15 protein-coding genes, 1 tRNA gene and 2 pseudogenes are annotated in these 15,934 nt (G+C 69.2%); 10 read left to right on the forward strand and 8 right to left on the reverse strand.

Features of this window, described 5'->3' with window-relative positions:
• The first annotated feature begins 181 nt into the window (after positions 1–181).
• Positions 182–643 (forward strand): nuclear transport factor 2 family protein, encoded by a 462-nt coding sequence (locus ACFVTF_RS23295; protein ID WP_387816165.1) that lies wholly within the window; start codon positions 182–184, stop codon positions 641–643.
• A gap of 163 nt (positions 644–806) precedes the next feature.
• On the opposite strand, the gene ACFVTF_RS23300 is transcribed toward ACFVTF_RS23295, so the two are convergent.
• Together ACFVTF_RS23300 and ACFVTF_RS23305 are read right to left on the reverse strand one after the other, a co-directional pair.
• Positions 807–1,382, reverse strand: coding sequence for a hypothetical protein (locus ACFVTF_RS23300; protein ID WP_387816167.1), 576 nt, complete (start codon positions 1,380–1,382; stop codon positions 807–809).
• A 14-nt stretch (positions 1,383–1,396) separates the two neighbouring features.
• Entirely contained in the window at positions 1,397–1,855 is a 459-nt protein-coding gene (locus tag ACFVTF_RS23305) for an ATP-binding protein (protein WP_387816169.1), read from the reverse strand.
• A gap of 162 nt (positions 1,856–2,017) precedes the next feature.
• On the opposite strand from ACFVTF_RS23305, the pseudogene ACFVTF_RS23310 reads away from it, so the two are divergent.
• From ACFVTF_RS23310 to ACFVTF_RS23340, 7 genes and pseudogenes are all read left to right on the forward strand, one after another.
• Positions 2,018–2,767 (forward strand): annotated as a pseudogene (locus ACFVTF_RS23310) (helix-turn-helix domain-containing protein); the annotation flags it as partial.
• An 82-nt stretch (positions 2,768–2,849) separates the two neighbouring features.
• Positions 2,850–3,059 (forward strand): DUF397 domain-containing protein, encoded by a 210-nt coding sequence (locus tag ACFVTF_RS23315; RefSeq protein WP_387816171.1) that lies wholly within the window; start codon positions 2,850–2,852, stop codon positions 3,057–3,059.
• A gap of 18 nt (positions 3,060–3,077) precedes the next feature.
• A pseudogene (locus ACFVTF_RS23320) lies at positions 3,078–3,149 on the forward strand (DUF397 domain-containing protein); the annotation flags it as partial.
• Positions 3,150–3,287: 138 nt separating this feature from the next.
• Positions 3,288–3,527 (forward strand): DUF397 domain-containing protein, encoded by a 240-nt coding sequence (locus ACFVTF_RS23325; RefSeq protein ID WP_387816325.1) that lies wholly within the window; start codon positions 3,288–3,290, stop codon positions 3,525–3,527.
• 21 nt (positions 3,528–3,548) lie between these two features.
• On the forward strand, positions 3,549–3,803 hold the full coding sequence (locus ACFVTF_RS23330) for a DUF397 domain-containing protein (protein WP_387816173.1): 255 nt from the start codon (positions 3,549–3,551) through the stop codon (positions 3,801–3,803).
• Positions 3,804–3,898: 95 nt separating this feature from the next.
• Positions 3,899–4,096 (forward strand): hypothetical protein, encoded by a 198-nt coding sequence (locus ACFVTF_RS23335; protein ID WP_387816175.1) that lies wholly within the window; start codon positions 3,899–3,901, stop codon positions 4,094–4,096.
• Positions 4,097–4,119: 23 nt separating this feature from the next.
• Positions 4,120–4,509, forward strand: a complete 390-nt coding sequence (locus ACFVTF_RS23340; protein ID WP_387816327.1) for a type II toxin-antitoxin system VapC family toxin — start codon at positions 4,120–4,122, stop codon at positions 4,507–4,509.
• 187 nt (positions 4,510–4,696) lie between these two features.
• On the opposite strand, the gene ACFVTF_RS23345 is transcribed toward ACFVTF_RS23340, so the two are convergent.
• Positions 4,697–5,239: a hypothetical protein gene (locus ACFVTF_RS23345; protein ID WP_387816177.1), complete on the reverse strand. Its 543-nt coding sequence runs from the start codon at positions 5,237–5,239 to the stop codon at positions 4,697–4,699.
• A gap of 214 nt (positions 5,240–5,453) precedes the next feature.
• Here ACFVTF_RS23345 and ACFVTF_RS23350 point away from each other — a divergent pair, with 214 nt between their 5' ends.
• Together ACFVTF_RS23350 and ACFVTF_RS23355 are read left to right on the forward strand one after the other, a co-directional pair.
• Positions 5,454–6,782 (forward strand): hypothetical protein, encoded by a 1,329-nt coding sequence (locus tag ACFVTF_RS23350; RefSeq protein ID WP_387816179.1) that lies wholly within the window; start codon positions 5,454–5,456, stop codon positions 6,780–6,782.
• Positions 6,783–6,844: 62 nt separating this feature from the next.
• Positions 6,845–6,928: transfer RNA gene (locus tag ACFVTF_RS23355), tRNA-Leu, on the forward strand.
• A gap of 229 nt (positions 6,929–7,157) precedes the next feature.
• Here ACFVTF_RS23355 and ACFVTF_RS23360 read toward each other — a convergent pair.
• The 5 genes from ACFVTF_RS23360 to ACFVTF_RS23380 all read right to left on the reverse strand — a co-directional run bounded on the left by ACFVTF_RS23360 (position 7,158) and on the right by ACFVTF_RS23380 (position 15,822).
• Complete coding sequence (locus ACFVTF_RS23360) at positions 7,158–7,733, reverse strand: hypothetical protein (protein ID WP_387816181.1); 576 nt, start codon at positions 7,731–7,733, stop codon at positions 7,158–7,160.
• Positions 7,734–7,897: 164 nt separating this feature from the next.
• Entirely contained in the window at positions 7,898–11,545 is a 3,648-nt protein-coding gene (locus ACFVTF_RS23365) for a hypothetical protein (protein WP_387816183.1), read from the reverse strand.
• A 301-nt stretch (positions 11,546–11,846) separates the two neighbouring features.
• Positions 11,847–13,514, reverse strand: coding sequence for a hypothetical protein (locus tag ACFVTF_RS23370; RefSeq protein WP_387816185.1), 1,668 nt, complete (start codon positions 13,512–13,514; stop codon positions 11,847–11,849).
• The gene (locus ACFVTF_RS23375; RefSeq protein ID WP_387816187.1) at positions 13,511–14,587 is read right to left on the reverse strand and encodes a polyprenyl synthetase family protein; all 1,077 of its coding nucleotides are present in this window, start codon (positions 14,585–14,587) and stop codon (positions 13,511–13,513) included. The genes ACFVTF_RS23370 and ACFVTF_RS23375 overlap by 4 nt, the downstream gene beginning before the upstream one ends.
• Positions 14,584–15,822, reverse strand: coding sequence for a hypothetical protein (locus ACFVTF_RS23380; protein ID WP_387816189.1), 1,239 nt, complete (start codon positions 15,820–15,822; stop codon positions 14,584–14,586). The genes ACFVTF_RS23375 and ACFVTF_RS23380 overlap by 4 nt, the downstream gene beginning before the upstream one ends.
• Between the last annotated feature and the right edge of the window lie 112 nt (positions 15,823–15,934).

Consider the following 15,934-nt stretch of genomic DNA (forward strand, 5'->3'; position numbering starts at 1 on the left):
CCCATCCATCGCGTTCCTCCGATCCCGTCGTCGACCTTCACGTAAGGTGCGGTCAAGCGGGCCCCCAAGCCGGGTGTCACAAGCGGATCTTGGAGGCCATGGCCGCATCCGCACGCCCGAAGTCCCGGCCCATCGCTCGAAAGACCTCAGCCCTGCGTTGACCGAACGGAGCTCAAGCGCCATGTCGGATACAGCCTCCGCCAGCCCTGGCCCTCGTGAGGTCCTGGCCCGCTACCAGCGGGCGATGCTCGACAAGTCCGCGGACGACCTGGCCGATCTCTACACCGTCGACGCCGTCCACGAGTTCCCGTTCCTCTCTCCCGGCATGCCCGCGAGCTACCAGGGACGCGAAGAGGTCCGCGCGGGCTACCGGGCGGCCTGGGGTGCCAGCCCGGCGCAACCGCTGGAGATCCGCGAAGTCGCCGTACACGAGAGCACCGACCCCGAGGTGATCACCGTCGAGCAGGTCGTCACCGGGACCGTGACCACGACCGGCCAGGCCTTCAGCATCCCCGGCCTCCTGGTGATCCGGGTCCGCAACGGCCGGATCGTGCACGTCCGCGACTACATGGACGGGCTCGGTGTGGCCCACGCCATGGACCGGCTGGCCGCCGTGGTCGCGAGCCTCGGCGACCGCCACTGAAACCCTGAGTGCGGACTCGTTCGCCTGGGGTTCGTCGGTGACCGCCTTGAGGGCGAGGGGCCGCAGCGGGGCCAGGGCGACGACGCCGGAGGCCGGGTAGCCGGGCGCGGCGTCGGGGGCGGTCGATTTTGTGCCGGAAGTCGGGTGGGTCGACTTGCTGTGCCTACGGGTGGGTTGTGTGGGAGGCCAGGGCTTGGGCTTGGGCTTGGGTGCGGCAGTGGGTGAGGGCGGGTTTGAGGCGGGGGTCGGGGGTGGTGGTGAGGAGGAGTTCGCCGGCGGTGGTGAGGGTGGTCCAGTAGTGGGCGGGGTCGCCGGTGGTGGGGCGGGGGCGGGCGGCCGCGAGGGAGAGGTAGGCGGCGGTGAGGTTCCCGGTGGTGAACCAGCGGGCCAGGCCGTGCTGGTGGCCGGCGCGGATGCCACCCATGGCGTCGATGGCGGCCAGGAAGAGGTCGACAACGGCGAGTTCGGTGGCGTCGAGAGGCTTGGGGACATCGAAGACGCCGAGGGCTTCGAGGAGTTCGCCGGTGTCGTTCTCGGTGCCGGGGCGGGGGTTGGCGAGGAGGGCGTCGTAGCAGTCGTCGAGGCGTCGTTGGGTTTCGGCGGCGGGGATGCCGAGGGCGGTGCAGACGGCGCGGGCTGAGCGGAGGGGTTGGCGGGTGCGGCGGGCGAGGGTGGCGTAGGCGTCGGCGGGGGTGGAGCCGGTGTCGAACAGGTGGCGGGCGGTGAGGGGGAGTCGCATGGTGGGTGCCTTGTTCAGACGGTGAGGAAGGTGGCGGGCGTGGGGGCGGGTGCAGGGGCGATGAGGGCCCAGACGAACTTGCCGATGCCGCCGGCGCGGGGGCAGCAGCCCCATTTCTCGGCGAGTTCGTTGACGAGGAGCACACCGCGTCCGTGTTCGTCGTCGGGTGTGGGGGTGTGGAGGGAGGGGCGGCCGGTGCCGGCGTCGTGGACTTCGAGGCGTAGGCGGTGGTCGGGGGTGAGGGCGAAGCGGACTTCGATGAGGCGGTCGGTGGGGGCGTCGGCGGTGTGTTGGACGGCGTTGGCGAAGAGTTCGCCGAGGAGGAGTTCGGCGGTGTCGCGGTAGCGGTCGCCGGTGGGGAGTGCGGCGAGGTAGGCGCGGAGCAACTGCCGGGCGATGGGGGTGGATTCGGTGCGGGAGTCCAGGCGCGCGGCGAACGTGCGGGGGCGGTGGGCGGTACGGATTTTGAGCATGGCGGGGCACCTCAAGGGGGCGGATGGGGGAGCGCGAAGGTAGTGCGAAATCACGCTGTGCATGCGAATGATTGCGCTCTGGTGTCAATCATCGAGGTTCCAGAGGTACGGTGATGGCCGAAATCGGGTGCCAGGGGCACGTGGTGCGTGAGGGGGCCGGCTGTGGCACATCGGCGGTTCAAGCGGGAGTTGACGGCCAGCTCGGCCGAACTGTTCGGCGAGGAGCTGCGGTTCTACCGGGAGCTGGCCAGCTACACCCAGGAGGAACTGGGCAAGCTGCTGCACTGCAGCCGGACGAACATCACCCGGTACGAGACCGGTCAGCGCCGCATGCCGCCGGAACTGGTGGAGAAGGCCGACGAACTGCTCAACACGGGCGGTGCGCTGAAGCGGCTCTGGGGGAGGGTGGACTGGAACGCCGGGATTGAACATCCGGACTGGTTTCAGAGCCACGTCGACATGGAGTCCGAGGCCCTGGCCGTCAGGGCCTTCGAGGTTGGGGTGATGAACGGGCTACTGCAATGCCGCGAATACGCCGAATCAGTGCTGGCGGTCAGTGATGCGGCTGGAAAGCCCAAAGTGATCGAAGAGCGAGCAACAGCTCGACTGGCGAGGCAGCGGCGGTTCCTGGAGTTGGATGGCCCGACTCTGCTGGTGATTCTGGACGAGAGCGCCATCCGGACTGTCGTCGGCGGCCCGAAAGTGATGAGACGTCAGATGCAGCACCTGCTGAACATCTCGAGGCTTCCGAATGTGATCATCCAGGTTGTGCCATTCACGCGTCGACCGGCCAACGCCGACAAGTCCATGGTGATGTTGGAGATGCCCGATGGTCGCACCTGCGTGTACTCCGAGAGCCTCGATCGCGGGCACTCGAGCGATGATCCGGCGATCGTTGCACGGCATCGCTGGAGCTATGATCTGCTCCACGAGGCGGCACTGCCAGTAGCTGACTCGCTCGCGCTGATCGCCGATGCGCTGGAAGGGTTCAGAAATGACGAGGGACGAGCTCGATGTGACCGCCTGGCGCAAGAGCAGCTACAGCGGAAGCAACGGAGGCAACTGCGTCGAGGTGGCCCCCGGATTCCCCGGCCTCGTCCCCGTACGTGACTCCAAGGACCCGCACGGTCCGGCCCTTGTTTTCCCTGCGGCCGCCTGGGAAGCCTTCGTGTCGGCCGTCCGTGCGGGCGACTTTCCGGCGTAAGTCTCCAAGGAGACAGCTGTGTTGACCTGGCGTAAGAGCAGCTACAGCGGCAACAACGGCGGCGACTGCATCGAGGTCGCCCTCGCATCCCTTCCGGGCGCCGTCCCGGTGCGTGACTCCAAGGACCCGCACGGCCCGGCTCTTGTTTCCCTGCGGCCGCCTGGGAAGCCTTCGTGCGGGCAGTCAGCGAGGGCGACTTCCCGACGTAAGACGTCCGAGGAGCTGGCGATGGTGACCTGGCGTAAGAGCAGCTACAGCGGCAGCAATGGAGGCGATTGCGTCGAGGTGGCCCTCGCCTGGCGCAAGAGCAGCTACAGCGGCAGCTGCATCGAGGTGGCCCCCGGGCTCCTTCCCGACACCGTCCCGGTGCGTGACTCCAAGGACCCGTACGGCCCGGCCCTTGTTTTCCCGGCCGAGGCCTGGGAAGCCTTCGTGTCGGCCGTCCGTGAGGGCGACTTTCCAGCGTAAGTCTCCAAGGAGGCAGCCGTGTTGACCTGGCACAAGAGTAGCTACAGTGGCGGCAACGGCGGCGATTGCGTCGAGGTCGCCCTCACCTGGCGTAAGAGCAGCTACAGCGGCAACAACGGTGGTAACTGCATCGAGGTGGCCCCCGGGTTCCTTCCCGACACCGTCCCGGTGCGTGACTCCAAGGACCCCGACGGCCCGGTCCTCGTCTTCCCCACCGCCTCCTGGGACTCCTTCATCGCCGCCGTGCAGGCGGGCGGCTTCCCCGTCGATAGCTGATTCGTTGCGATCGGTGCCGGTGGTGTCACCTAGTGTGATGGGGTCCTATTATGGTTCTCATCGCCCCCTAGTCGATCGCCAACGGGAGGCCACCCATGAGTGCCTCGGAAGTTGAACGTCCGATCTATCCGCCCGTGCGTCCCCGGGTCACGGTGGAGGAGCTGCTGGCTGCCAAGAACACGCAGCCGATCCGCTCCCTTGACGATCTCCAGGCCGACACCTTCGAGTCGGACGAGGAGCTTGACGAGTTCCTGGCGTTCGTCCGCGCCGAGCGCCAGCGGAACGTGGCCTGAAGGAGCATGGTGCAACCGTCATCCTGGACACCGATGTCGCATCGCTGACCCACAAGCGCAGGCTGGCCGATCCGCTGGCGAGTCGGCTCGTGGGCCGGCGTCCTGTGGTTACCTTCGTGACTTTTGGCGAGCTTGCGAAGTGGAGTGAAGTCCGCGACTGGGGCGGAGGGCGCCGTCAGGAACTGGCGGACTGGCTGTCGGGCATCCCCGTTCTCCCCGGCGACGAAGCGGTGGCGGCGACATGGGGGAGGCTGTCGGAGTCCGGCATGAAGGCGGGCTTGCCGCGTCCCGTCAATGACATGTGGATCGCGGCCTGCTGTCTCACCTACGATCTACCGCTCGCCACCCTGAACTTGAAGGACTATGCGTACTTCAGGGAGGAACACGGTCTTCGCGTCCTGGGAGAGGAGTAGCGCCTCTCTCGCCAGGGGGTTCCTGCTGACTCCCTTCATCACCGCCGTCCGCACCGGCGACTTCCCCGTCGAGGGCTGACCTGACCCCCCAAGGCACTGGTGCGGGCGCCAGTTGGATCCCGTCCCAGCGCATCTGTCGGCCGCGTCACCCCGCTGGCGGTGCCGGGACTCGCCTGCCAGGTCCGTTTCACCGCGCGCGGAAGGCCCGTGGCTCCGACCAGTCGGTGCCGGACCCGTGCGCGGCCTGTTCCCAGAGGTCCAGTCCCGCGCGGAGGAGTTCGCGCACGGCCGCGGCCTCCTCGTCCGTCCAGGCTCCCTCGCCAGCGGTCGGGTCGAGGGCTTCGCCGCCGAAGATCTTTTCGTAGGCGGCGTCGTGGATCGGTCCTTGAGGGGGGAGGCGGGGGAGAAGTGGGCGGGCCTTCAGGCTGTGGGCGAGATCTTCGAAGAAGTTCCACGCGTCCAGCAGCTCTCCCGCCGGCGCCGAACCGAGGCCAGGGTGCTCGACCCGCCGCCGTACGACGGCCAGATCGAGCGTGGCTTCGCCCTCCCGGACGAGTTCCGAGCCGTTGCGATCACAGTGTTCCTGCAGTGTTTCGAGGTCATGGAACGCGATGAGCCTCCCGAGGTCGTCAACGGCGAGCTCGGCCGGGGCGTCGCCCTCTCCGGGCCGCCAGATCACCGTCAGGTCCCCTCTCCGGGTGGCGATTCGGTACGGGTAGCAGTCAGTCACGTGGATCTCCCCGGTGCTGCGGCGGCGCTCGCCGTGTGGGCCATCCTGCCTGCAAATGATCAGCCGATCCGCTCACTTGATGCCGATCAACCGGCACCGCAATCGAGCGATTTCGATCAGCCCGGTGCGGCGACAGTGCCGTGAGTAACCGAACCACTACGGTCCATCACTGTGCGCACGTGATCCTGCTCGCATCGACCGAGGCGGTACCTCCATGGCACAAGAACCCCGTATCGACGTAGCTCTGACGGCTCTCAAGGAGGGCCAGTCCGAGCCTAGCAAGGCCGAGTTGGCGGAGATCGCCAAGTCGATCTCGCCCGGCGCCTGGTTCACCAGCGCGCTGTCGGGTGAGCGGGCCGGCCGCGATGCCGACGTGACGTGGGAGCTGACCGGTTCGCCGTACCAGGGGCAGGTGGCGACCGGACAGGCGGCGGTCTACTACGCCAACCCGAAGTTCGGCCTGCGGAAGCCCTTCGTCTTCGCGGACGGCTTCAACTACGGCCCGAGCGACCTCCCCGGCCTCTTCGCCTACTTCAGCACCGCCGCCGACGGTGGGCCCGGCCTCTTCGACCAACTGCTCGGCCGGGGCTACGACATCGTCCTGGTCGGCTTCACCGAGCGGCACACCCACATCCAGGCCAACGCCGAGGTCGCGATCGCGGCCATCCTGCGGGCCGTCGCGGAGCGCAAGGGCGACGAGCGGCTGACCGTCGGCGGCGTGAGCATGGGCGGCATCGTCACCCGCTACGCGCTCGCCAAGCTGGAGTCCGCAACCGTGGACCACGAGACGGGGACGTACCTGTCCTTCGACTCGCCGCACAACGGCGCCTGGATCCCGCTCGTCCTCCAGCAGATGGCGTACTTCTTCGAGGACTACACCCCGGCCGGGCCGGACGGCGCCAAGCAGGCCGACCTGATCCGCAGCCCCGCTGCTCAGCAGCTGCTCTGGGCGTGGGTCGAGAACGCCAAGTACTCGGGCCCGGTGGCCACCTCCAGCGACCTGCGCAAGGAGTTCCTCGCCGACCTGGAGCGGGTCGGCAACTTCCCGCAGATCCCGCGCAAGCTCGGCGTCTCCAACGGCCGGCGGGACGGCGTCGGCCTCCCGCTGCCGGTGGGCGAGGTGGCGTTCGACTGGCAGGCGCTGATCGCCAGCGCCACGGCCCGCTTCCAGCCGAACAAGGGCGAGAAGCAGCCGGTCGGCGGCATGCACCTCGGCCTGGCCGTCCGCCGCAGCACCACCAGCGACGTCCCGGCGCTGGACGCCGTGCCCGGCGGCACCCTGGACTCCTTCGGCAAGGTCGCGGACGCGCTCAAGGCGAAGATCTCCGAGGACTACCGCAGCGGCACCTTCGTGCCGGCCGTCAGCGCGGCGGCCCTCGCCTTCGACCCGGTGAAGTGGGACGTCGACCCGGCCGCCGCGATCACCGACGCCGCCCTGGCGAGCGGCCACCTGGACGCCGTGAAGTTCGACGACGCCAACACCGAGCACAGCCACGTCTCCCGCGTGCTGGTCGACTGGCTCGTCGAGCAGCTCGCCCACTGACCCCTCCCACCTGGTTCGGAGCACCCCCGCGGATGGGCTAAGCTATTCCACATCACCCAGATGCGCGGGTGGCGGAATAGGCAGACGCGCTGGATTCAGGTTCCAGTGCCCGAAAGGGCGTGGGGGTTCAACTCCCCCCTCGCGCACATGTGAACGGCCGGTCGACTCAACAGTCGACCGGCCGTTCTGTTGTCCGGATACGCCGAGGGTCCCTCACGGTTGCGTGAGGGACCCTCGGCGTTTGTGCTGGTCGGGCTGGGTGCGTGGGGTGGGGTGGGGGTCAGGGTTCGGTGCTGTGCCGCCGGGCGCATCCGTGCGACAGCGCGGCGGCGTGGCGCTCGACCGGGGTGCATCCGGTTGTTCGGGCGGTGCACGTCACCGACAGTTGGCCTGGTTCTCGTGCGAGTCGGCCACCGTGGGGCCGAGCTTGTAGACGGTGACCACGTTCCGGGTGATGGTGTTGACGATCATTCGCCAGTTCTGAGTGGCGGCGGTGTTGGCGGCCGTGTATTCGTCGTTGGTAGCGGTGGACGGGGCGGGTACGGCGGTGGCGAGGTGTTCCAGGCAGAGGAAGAGGTCGGTCAGGTTGACCGCGGCGCCTGGCATGAAGGCGGCGACGTCGGGGGGGTTGAAGTCGACGTGCCGGTAGTTGATGTGTTTGAGCCCGAATCCTCGGTTCTCCTTGCCTACGGTCGTGTCCTGGAAACCGCACAGGAGGAAGAACTGAACTCCGGCAGCGTCGACGATCGGGTTGGTGTGGCCGGCCGGTGCCGTGACGTGTGCCGGATCGAATCGTGGCAGCGGGGTCCCGCACTGGGCTGTCGGGAGGACCTTGGTGTGCGGGGTGTTCGGCTGGGCTGCGGCGGTGGTGGTGGCGAGGACGGCCGTCAGGACCGTGAGGGCCACGGCGGTGCGCTGCCGGGCGGTGGGCCGTGGCCTGGTGGTGTGCATGGGGTGTCGTCCTTGTGGTGCGGCGGCAGGGCGTCTGCCGGGGGAGGCGGCCTGAGGGGTGCCGGATGGTCGGCCGGGGGGTCGCGGGCGGGTGTTTGGGTGGGTGGGGCGAGGGTGGTGGCGTTCGTCGCAGCGGGCGGGGGCGCCGTGGTGGCGCGGGCGTGTCAGAGCTTGCCTTCCGCGGTGTTGACCGCGCAGTTGCCGATGTCCTCGGCGAAGTTGCCGAGTTGGTCCCAGATGAGGCTCGGGGTGTTCTTGAAGTACTGGAGGACGTCGTCGAACTTCGTGATGCCGAGGTCCTTGACGCTCAGGTCGATTGCGGGCAGGTCGGAGCCGGCGAGGGTGACCGCGGCTTTGAGGCTGGCGGAGACGGTGGTCTTGTCCTTGGTGAGGTCGAGGTCGAGGGTGCCCTTCGCATCGATGCCCAGCACGCTCGTGGTGGGCAGGTGCCAGTCCGGGGGGGTGCCGATGTCGAACTGGAGACGGATCTCGGCGTGGGCGGTGAGGCCTTCCTTGAGGTCGAGGGTGCAGGAGAACGTGGTACTGAACCCGAAGATCTTCTCGGTGATGGTGAACTCGAAGCCCTTCTTGCCCAGGACGACGTCCACGGAGGCGGAGACGACGTCCAGGAGCGTGACCTTCCCGGACAGGACGAGGACCTTCTCGGCGATCGAGTTGGTTCTGATGTCGATGAGGCACTTGGGGCCTTTGCTGCCGCCCGCGTCGGAGATGGTGAGGAAGCCGCCGATCTTCAGGGGCTGGTCGATCTCGCTGTTGATGTAGAGGCTGGTCTTGTTGATCTGGACCTTGAAGTTCCAGGTGTTGCCGAAGAAGCCGATGTCGCCGGCGGCATAGAAGCCCTGGTCCCAGTGGCGGGCAGGTGTCGTGAGGTTGTTGGTCCAGCCGTTGGGGTCGGTGACCATGCAGAGCATCAGGTTGTGGATGACGATCTTCTTGAGGAAGTCGAGGAAGTCGGGCGGGGTGAACAGCAGTGAGGCGATGGCGTGCAGGGACACGCCTTTCTCCTTGTTGTGGGGTGCCAGGTCGAAGTAGAAGACGCTGACGGTGGGCGGTTCGAGGGCGCCCTCGACGGCCAGGGCGAGTTCGACGGCCCCGTCGCCGCTGCCGACGGTGATGCTGCCGCCGCCGCCGAGTACCAGTTCGCCGCTGCTCAGGCGGATGTCGAGGTAGAAGGCGTTGATGTTCAGGCCTTTGATGCCGAAGGCGTCCTTCCAGGCCGGCTTGGAGTCGAAGTACACCGGTGCGTGCCCTGGTCCGGCGGGGGGCAGGGGCACGAGGAGCGCGTAGCCGAGCGGCACGGGCAGGGGCAGGTTGGAGGCGGAGTCGGCGTCCTGCGGCCAGGGAACGAGGGCGGGGGTGTGGCCGGGCGCGGCGGGGTTGCGCAGGAACACCTCTGCGGCGGGCGGGACGCTCCAGGGGTGCTGCGCGGCGGGCGGGGCGGGCAGCAGGGTGTAGCCGGGGGCGTCGAGGGCCAGGGCCAGGCGCTCGCGCGGGACGGTGCCGGCCTTGTAGCCCGGGGCGGGGCGCAGGAGGAGGGTGAGGGCGAAGCTCCAGCCGGTGCTGGACTTGCCGGCGGAGCCTTCGACGTTGAACTGGGCGGGTTCGCCGTCGCCGGTGAGGCTGGGGAGCGTGACGGTGAAGCCGGCCTGTACGGCGATCTCGGGGACGGCGGGTCGGACGATGAGCTTGAGGCCGGTGAATCCCTTGAGCGCGCCGGCGTCGGCGATCAGGGCGGTGAACTCGCTCTTCTTGAGGTCGCTGCCGAGGTGGGCGGTGACGGTGATGCCCTCGGCGGTGGGGAAGAGCTTGGTCAGAAAGGTCAGGTCCTTGCCGAAGCCGAGGGTGGAGAAGAAGGTGAGGCCCTTGTCCACCGTCGCGGGCAGTCCTTTGGGGCGGGGGGTGACGGTGATGTTCTGTCCGTCGGCGGTGCTGACGGCGAGGCCGGAACCGGTGAAGGTGAGGTCGCCGAGCAGGGGCAGGTCCTTGGCGTCCTGGCTGACGTCCGTGAGGGAGAACGTCCCGCCGGCACCCTGCCACAGGGCCGCGACCAGCGCGGTCGTTCCGGCCTGGGTCTTGAAGGCCTTGCCGTAGACGTCCAGTTCGACCGTGTTGAGGGAGACGGCACCGGACAGCATCAGCTCCCAGTTGCCCTGGCCGGCCTGCACGCTCGCGACGGTCTTGCTCAGGACGATGTCGGGCATGCCGCTGGGCAGGTCGAGGCCGGTGTCGGCGGCGAGCTGGCGCAGCAGATCGGTGAGGGAGACCTTCTTGTCGAAGGAGCCGGTCAGGCGGAACGGCCCGGGGATGGTCCAGTCGGCGGTGAGGGTGAGGCCGTCGGTCAGCGGTTTGCCCGTCGGGGCCACGACGGCGGTGGCGTGCAGGTTCGCGGTGGTGTTCGTGCCGCTGTCGGCCTTCTGGCGTTTGAGGGTGAGTCCGGCCCGGGTGAGGGTGATGGTGGCGGCGCCGAGTTCCAGGGGGATGTGGGTGTCGGCCTCGGCCGTCACCTGGTAGGTGCCCTGGGTCGGGGTGAGCTGCCCGCCGAAGGTGGTCAGGGTGATCTGCGGCGCGCCGGAGAGGTCGCTGCCGGGCATGAAGTGGTGCAGGACGTCGGCCAGGGTGACGTGGGTGTCGGGGTCGAGCGCCAGGACGAGCGTGCCGGGCGGGAGGAGTCCCGCGACGGCCAGGTTGACGCTGTCGGCGATCTGGAAGACGCCTTGGGCGTAGAGGGTGGCGGTGCGGCCGGACCGCAGGGGGTTCCTGACGGTCAGCAGCGCTCTGAGCGCGGTGACGGTGAGTTTCGCGCCCGCCACGTCCCAGGACCGTCCGGGGTCGGCGGCGATGCCGACGCTGACCGCGGTCACCGCCGCGGCGAACCCCTTGCCGATCTGTGCCGTGTCGATCGCGACACTGAGGTGGTAGAGGCGGAGGTGGTCCCCCAGTTTGAACCCGTTCGTTTCGCCGGTGTCGAAGGCCTCCCCGAGTCCGCCCCAGCTCTTCAGGGCGGTGGCGGGGATCGGATCGGTGGGCGGGGACTCGGCGGTGAGGAACACGACGGTCTCGCCGAGACTGGTCGAGACATCGATCTGCAGGGCGTCGGAGAGGCGGACGGTGCCGCGCAGTTCGACGTCGTAGAAGAGCGGGCTCTCCTCCATGCTGCGGGATCCGGCCCACAGGAAGAACGAGATTCCCAGGTCCGATCCGGTGTCGTGGGCGGCGGAGCGAAGGTCGACGCCGAGAATGCCGTCCTTGTCGGCGGGCGTGAGGGGGCCGGTGAGGGCGAGTGTGCCGTCGGTCAGGGGCAGCAGGGTGGTGAGCGGTCCCGCGTCGGCGGGGGGTTTGGTCCCGGCGGCGTGGAAGGTCATGCCGGGCTGCAGGGCCGGCAGGGCGTCGGCCGCCTCGCGGGCGGTGGAGGTCAGCAGCAGAAGGGGTGAGGCGCTGTAGGTGAGGCGGTCGATCGCGGAGCCCTTGATCTTCGGAAACGCGGCGCCGAACGTCCAGGTGACGGGCAGGACCAGCTGCGCGTAGAGGGAAGGGCTCTGGTCGGCGGGGTCGATGCCGAAGTCGACGGTGGCCTTCACCGCGTCGGGGCCGGACCACCCGGTGAGGGTGCCGGTGGCGGTGACGCCGGCCGGGGTGTTCTCCAGTGTGGCGTCGGTGAGGACGAGGTTCTTGGGGAACCAGGCGGCCAGCTGCCGGGAGGCGGCCTGGGTGTCGAGGTTGGCCGGCGCCACGGTCAGGGTGCCGTCCTTGAAGCACGACGTGATCCGGTCCTGGAGGGCCTTGGTGTCCATGGTCTTCCTGTCCGTGAGGCCGGGCCGGCGCCGGCATGTGTGGGTGCTGCGGTGCGCGCCTCTTATGACGGATCCGCAGGACGGGGCCAGGGTTTTGGCTTCGCCGATGGCTGCGAACGGGCTCGGAAGGGCGTGTGCCGGTACCGGGCGGGCGCCGTGACGCCTCGGCCGCCGCCGGCTTCGTGCCGGAAGACGGCGGATCTCGCAGGTCCCAGGGCCCGCTGCCCGCGGACTGGCCGCGCGCAGCCGTGCGGTCGTGGCGGCCCGCGCCGCACCGGTGGCCTTCGGGAGCGCTATTCGGCTATTCGGGCTTGTCGAGGCGCTTGGTGATGCCGGTACGGGCGGCTTTGGCCAGGGCCCTGCCGATTTCGGGGCGCTTGTCGGCCAGGGCGATGTTGAGGCTTGTGAGGACGAGGTCCTTCACGGAGGACTGCTTGAGGGCCTCGTTGACGAAACCGGTCACGAGCTTGCCGTCGGTGATATCGACGGTGATGGTCAAGTCCTCGTGCTTGACGTCCAGGTGGGCGGATTCGACGGTGACGGTGAGGTGGTCGAGGTCCTTTCCACCGAAGGACAGCTCCGTGTGCAGGGTCGCGGGCGCGGCGTGGACCTTGTAGGTTCCGGTGACGGGAAGGTTCTTCCACTCTGCGGTGAGGTTCCCCTCGGCTTTCCACGGCGGGCCGGGCACGGGCGGCTTGCCCGGCAGGGTCGCCAGGTGGACGGAGGCGCTGATGCGCCCGTCCTTCAGCGTCGCCTCGGAGACGGGGACGATGGCGTTGGAGAAGCCCGTCACGGTGCCGTCCAGCGTCATGTTCTTCAGCGGGTCCTTGCCCTTGATGGGGATCTCGCCGATGTCGAACTTGCCGAGCTTGTAGGGCTCGAGGACCGGGTCGTCGGCGCCTGTGATCAGGGTCGGCAGGTAGAACGGGGAGGTGTGGTCGGCGAGCGCGGTGCGCAGCCGGTCGAAGAGGTACTGGTCGACGGCGGGGTTGGTGGCGGTGGTGTCGTGGGCGAGGGTGCCGGGAGCGAGCGGGCCCATGACGTGGTCGAGGGCGGTGGCAAGCTGTTCGGTGAGGGTCGTGGAGACGGAGTCGCGGGTGTTGGGGGTGTTGAGGGCGTTGGTGAGGGCTTTGGTGAGTTTGTCGCCGCCGATGTCCTTGTTGGCGAAGGCGTCCAGGGCCATGGCGCGCCAGATGCTCTTGAAGTCCTCGTCGGTGTTCTGGTCGATGGTGAGGGTGGCGGGGTCCAGGGCGTAGGTGGGGTAGGCGGAGGTGCGGCCGCGGGCGGTGATCTTGTCGATGGTGACGGTGAGGGTGCGCTCGGCGGCGGTGTTGGTGACGGCGACGTGGAGGTCGATGTCGGCGGCCAGGTCGCTGACGGCGAGGCTGAAGGTGCCGGTGCCGGTGACGTGGTCGACGGGCCACTTCAGGCCGTCGGGCAGTTTGCTGGGGGTGTCGGCCTGTTTGCCGGTGGTCTTGTCGACGCCGCACACGTCCTGGTCGAGGCGGTAGTGGCCGGCGATGACGGTCTTCTGCGGCAGGGCCGGGTCCGTGAGGGTGCCGAAGACCAGGGGGACGGTCATGCTGTAGCCGTTGGCGGTCTCCGTCAGGTGCGTGAGTTCACCGGCCTCGGCGTTCTCGAGCCCGCTGATTGTGGCCGAGGGGATCGCCAGCGAGGGGTGGGGCGAGGCCGGCAGCGGGGCGCCCTTGTACTTGCTGGCGTCGATCGGAGGGTCGGCCTTCTTCGCCACGTCCACGACCGCCTGGTACCACTGGATGGCGATGTTGTCGGAGGTCACGCCGGCGTCGAAGGTTCCCGGGTTCCAGTCGGTGGCGTGGACGGGAAGGAGCTTCGCGCCGTCCTTGGTTGTCGCCTTCGTCAGGAGTTTGGGCAGGCTGTGCGGGTGGGCTGGGTTGTTCAGGCGCGGGATCATCGTCGCCGCGATGAACTCGATGAGGGCCTTGCTCATACCGGGGTCCGATCCGTTGCGGGGTGCTGGTACTGGGGAGTGGGGGCGCGGTCGACGACGTCCAGGGCGATCTCGGCGAGGGCGTCGCGGTAGACGCTGGGCGGGAAGGGCCGCAGGTAGGTGAGGGCGTCCAGAACCTGCGTGCGGGCCTGGGCGTAGGCGGTGGCGCAGGCGCCGGTGGCGCGCACCGCGGCGGCGGCCTCGCGCAGTTGCGCGTCGTCGTGGCCGGCGCCGCGCAGGATCCGGGTGGCCGGGTGGCCGGGTCCCAGCTCGTGGGCGGCGTGGATGAGGGGCAGCGACCAGCGGCCTCGGGCGAGGTCGGTGCCTTGGGGTTTGCCGGTGGTGTGCTGGTCGTGGGTGAGGTCGAGGATGTCGTCCATGACCTGGAAGGCGCGTCCCAGGCGGCGGCCGTAGAAGCCGGCCCGGCGGGCGTCGGCGGTGCGGCCGCCGGCCAGGGTGATGCCGGCCTCGCAGGCGAGGCCGAACAGGACGGCGGTCTTGCGTTCGACGGTGCGCCAGTAGTGGGCGAGCAGGGCCTCGGTGTCCCAGGTGGGGTCGGTGCGCAGTTCGTCGAGTTCGCCGCAGCAGACGCGGAACGCGGTGTCCAGGACGGTGCGTACGAGGTCGATGTCGCGCTGGGCGTCGATGCCGTCGACGAAGCCGCGGATGGCCTGGACGAACTGCAGGTCACCGATGAGGACCGCGGTGTGGGTGCCGCGCGCGGCGTTGACCGACGGCAGGCCCCGGCGCAGGCTCGAGTCGTCGACGACGTCGTCGTGGATCAGGGTGGCCACGTGCAGCATTTCCAGGCTCACCGCCCCGTTGACGACCTTGTCCGGCAGTGGCCCGGCGCCGTGGACCATGCGAGCGGCCAGCAGCAGCAGCATCGGGCGCAGTTTCTTTCCGCGCCGGTGCAGGGCGTACTCGGTGGGGGTGAGGTACTCGGCCTGCGGGCGCAGCACTTCCTCCAGGACCTGCTGGTAGCGGGCCAGGTCCTCGGGCAGCAGGTCACGCCACAGCCGCTCCAGGACATCGGCGCGGGCAGCGGGCGGGCCCTTGGGGGCGAGGATCACTGGCCGTCCTGCGTCTGGTCGTCGCCGGTTTCGGTGGGCCGGACGAAGGAGGGCTGCCCGGTGCGGGCTGCGACCGCGACGCGTTCGGCGATCGCCTCGCGTAGCAGGACGGTGATGAAGCGCATGGACGCGATGCGGGCCCGCGCGACGTCGGCGACCTCGCCCTGCCATGCGCTGTCGTCGAAGTCGACGGCCGGCTCCGGCACATCGGCCTGCACCCACCCCGGCCCGCCGTCCTCGCCGTCCCTGTCTCCGGCGGGAACGGCGGTCACGGTGGCGCCCTCGATCAGGGCCTGGAACGAGCCCTGGTAGTAGACCTCGCCGACCGGGGCCGACGCGGCGGCGTCCGCGGCCAGGATCACGGCGCGTCGGAGCTGGAGGTGGCGCAGGTCCTCCACGTCCAGGCCCGGCGGCAGCGCCCCGGGCCCCTCGCGCTCCACCCGCTCCAGGTAGCGGTCGGGGTCGAGGTAGACGTCGTCGTCGACGCCGACCACCTCCGCCTGGCCCTTCACCGGTGCTGTCTTGACCGTCTCCCGGATCTGCGGCGCGGTCCTCGGCGTGGTCTTCGACTTGGTGTTGTCGGTGTCCTCGACGTGGCTCTTGAACGCCTCGGCGGCCGATTTCGCCCGGGCGTAGCGGTCCTTGTCCCCCTCGGCCGCGTTCTTCTTCAGATAGACCAGGGCGGACATCAGGGAGGAGTGCTGGGTGAACGCGTTCTCGTTGTAGGTGACCTGCTTCCCGCCGGTGTCCGTGTACGCGGCCGTGCGGTTCACCACCTGGGTGGTGGAGGCCATCGCCGTGTGGGTGTCGGAGGCCATCTGGGCGGTCACCCCGTTGGCGTCCCAGCCGTTCATGTAGGACGAGTTCATGGCTTCGTCGAACGTCTCGTTGTGCTGGTAGTAGGTGCTGACGAGTCGGAAACCGTTCGGGCTGCCCTTGGCCAGCTTGGCGCGTTCCGCACGCGCGGTCTTCAGGTGTTCCTCGTGGGTCTTCTCGTCCAGCTTGCGCGGCACGGCGTGGCCGGGCGAGGACGGCGCCTGGCCCAGCGGGGCCAGGTCGCCGCCGGTGTCGAGCGGACTCGCCCGCTCCGGGCGCACGTCCAGGCTGTACCGGCCGTGCAGCAGCAACGGCGCCAGCGAGTAGGACACGGCACCGTCCCGCGCGGCGGGGGTGGTCGCGCCCGGCTCGCCCTGCGGGGTGAGCGTCATGTCCCCCAGACGCAGGCTCAGCACCACGGTCGGGGCGAAGCGGTGCCCGGCTGGCAGCGCAACGCCCGAGGCGAGCGGATAGCCCGGTGTATCGGGAAGACGCAGTACAGCTGGCGTGACGGGCACGAAGTCTCCCACT

Origin of the sequence: Kitasatospora sp. NPDC057940, assembly GCF_042887425.1 — a bacterium.
GTDB lineage: Bacteria > Actinomycetota > Actinomycetes > Streptomycetales > Streptomycetaceae > Kitasatospora.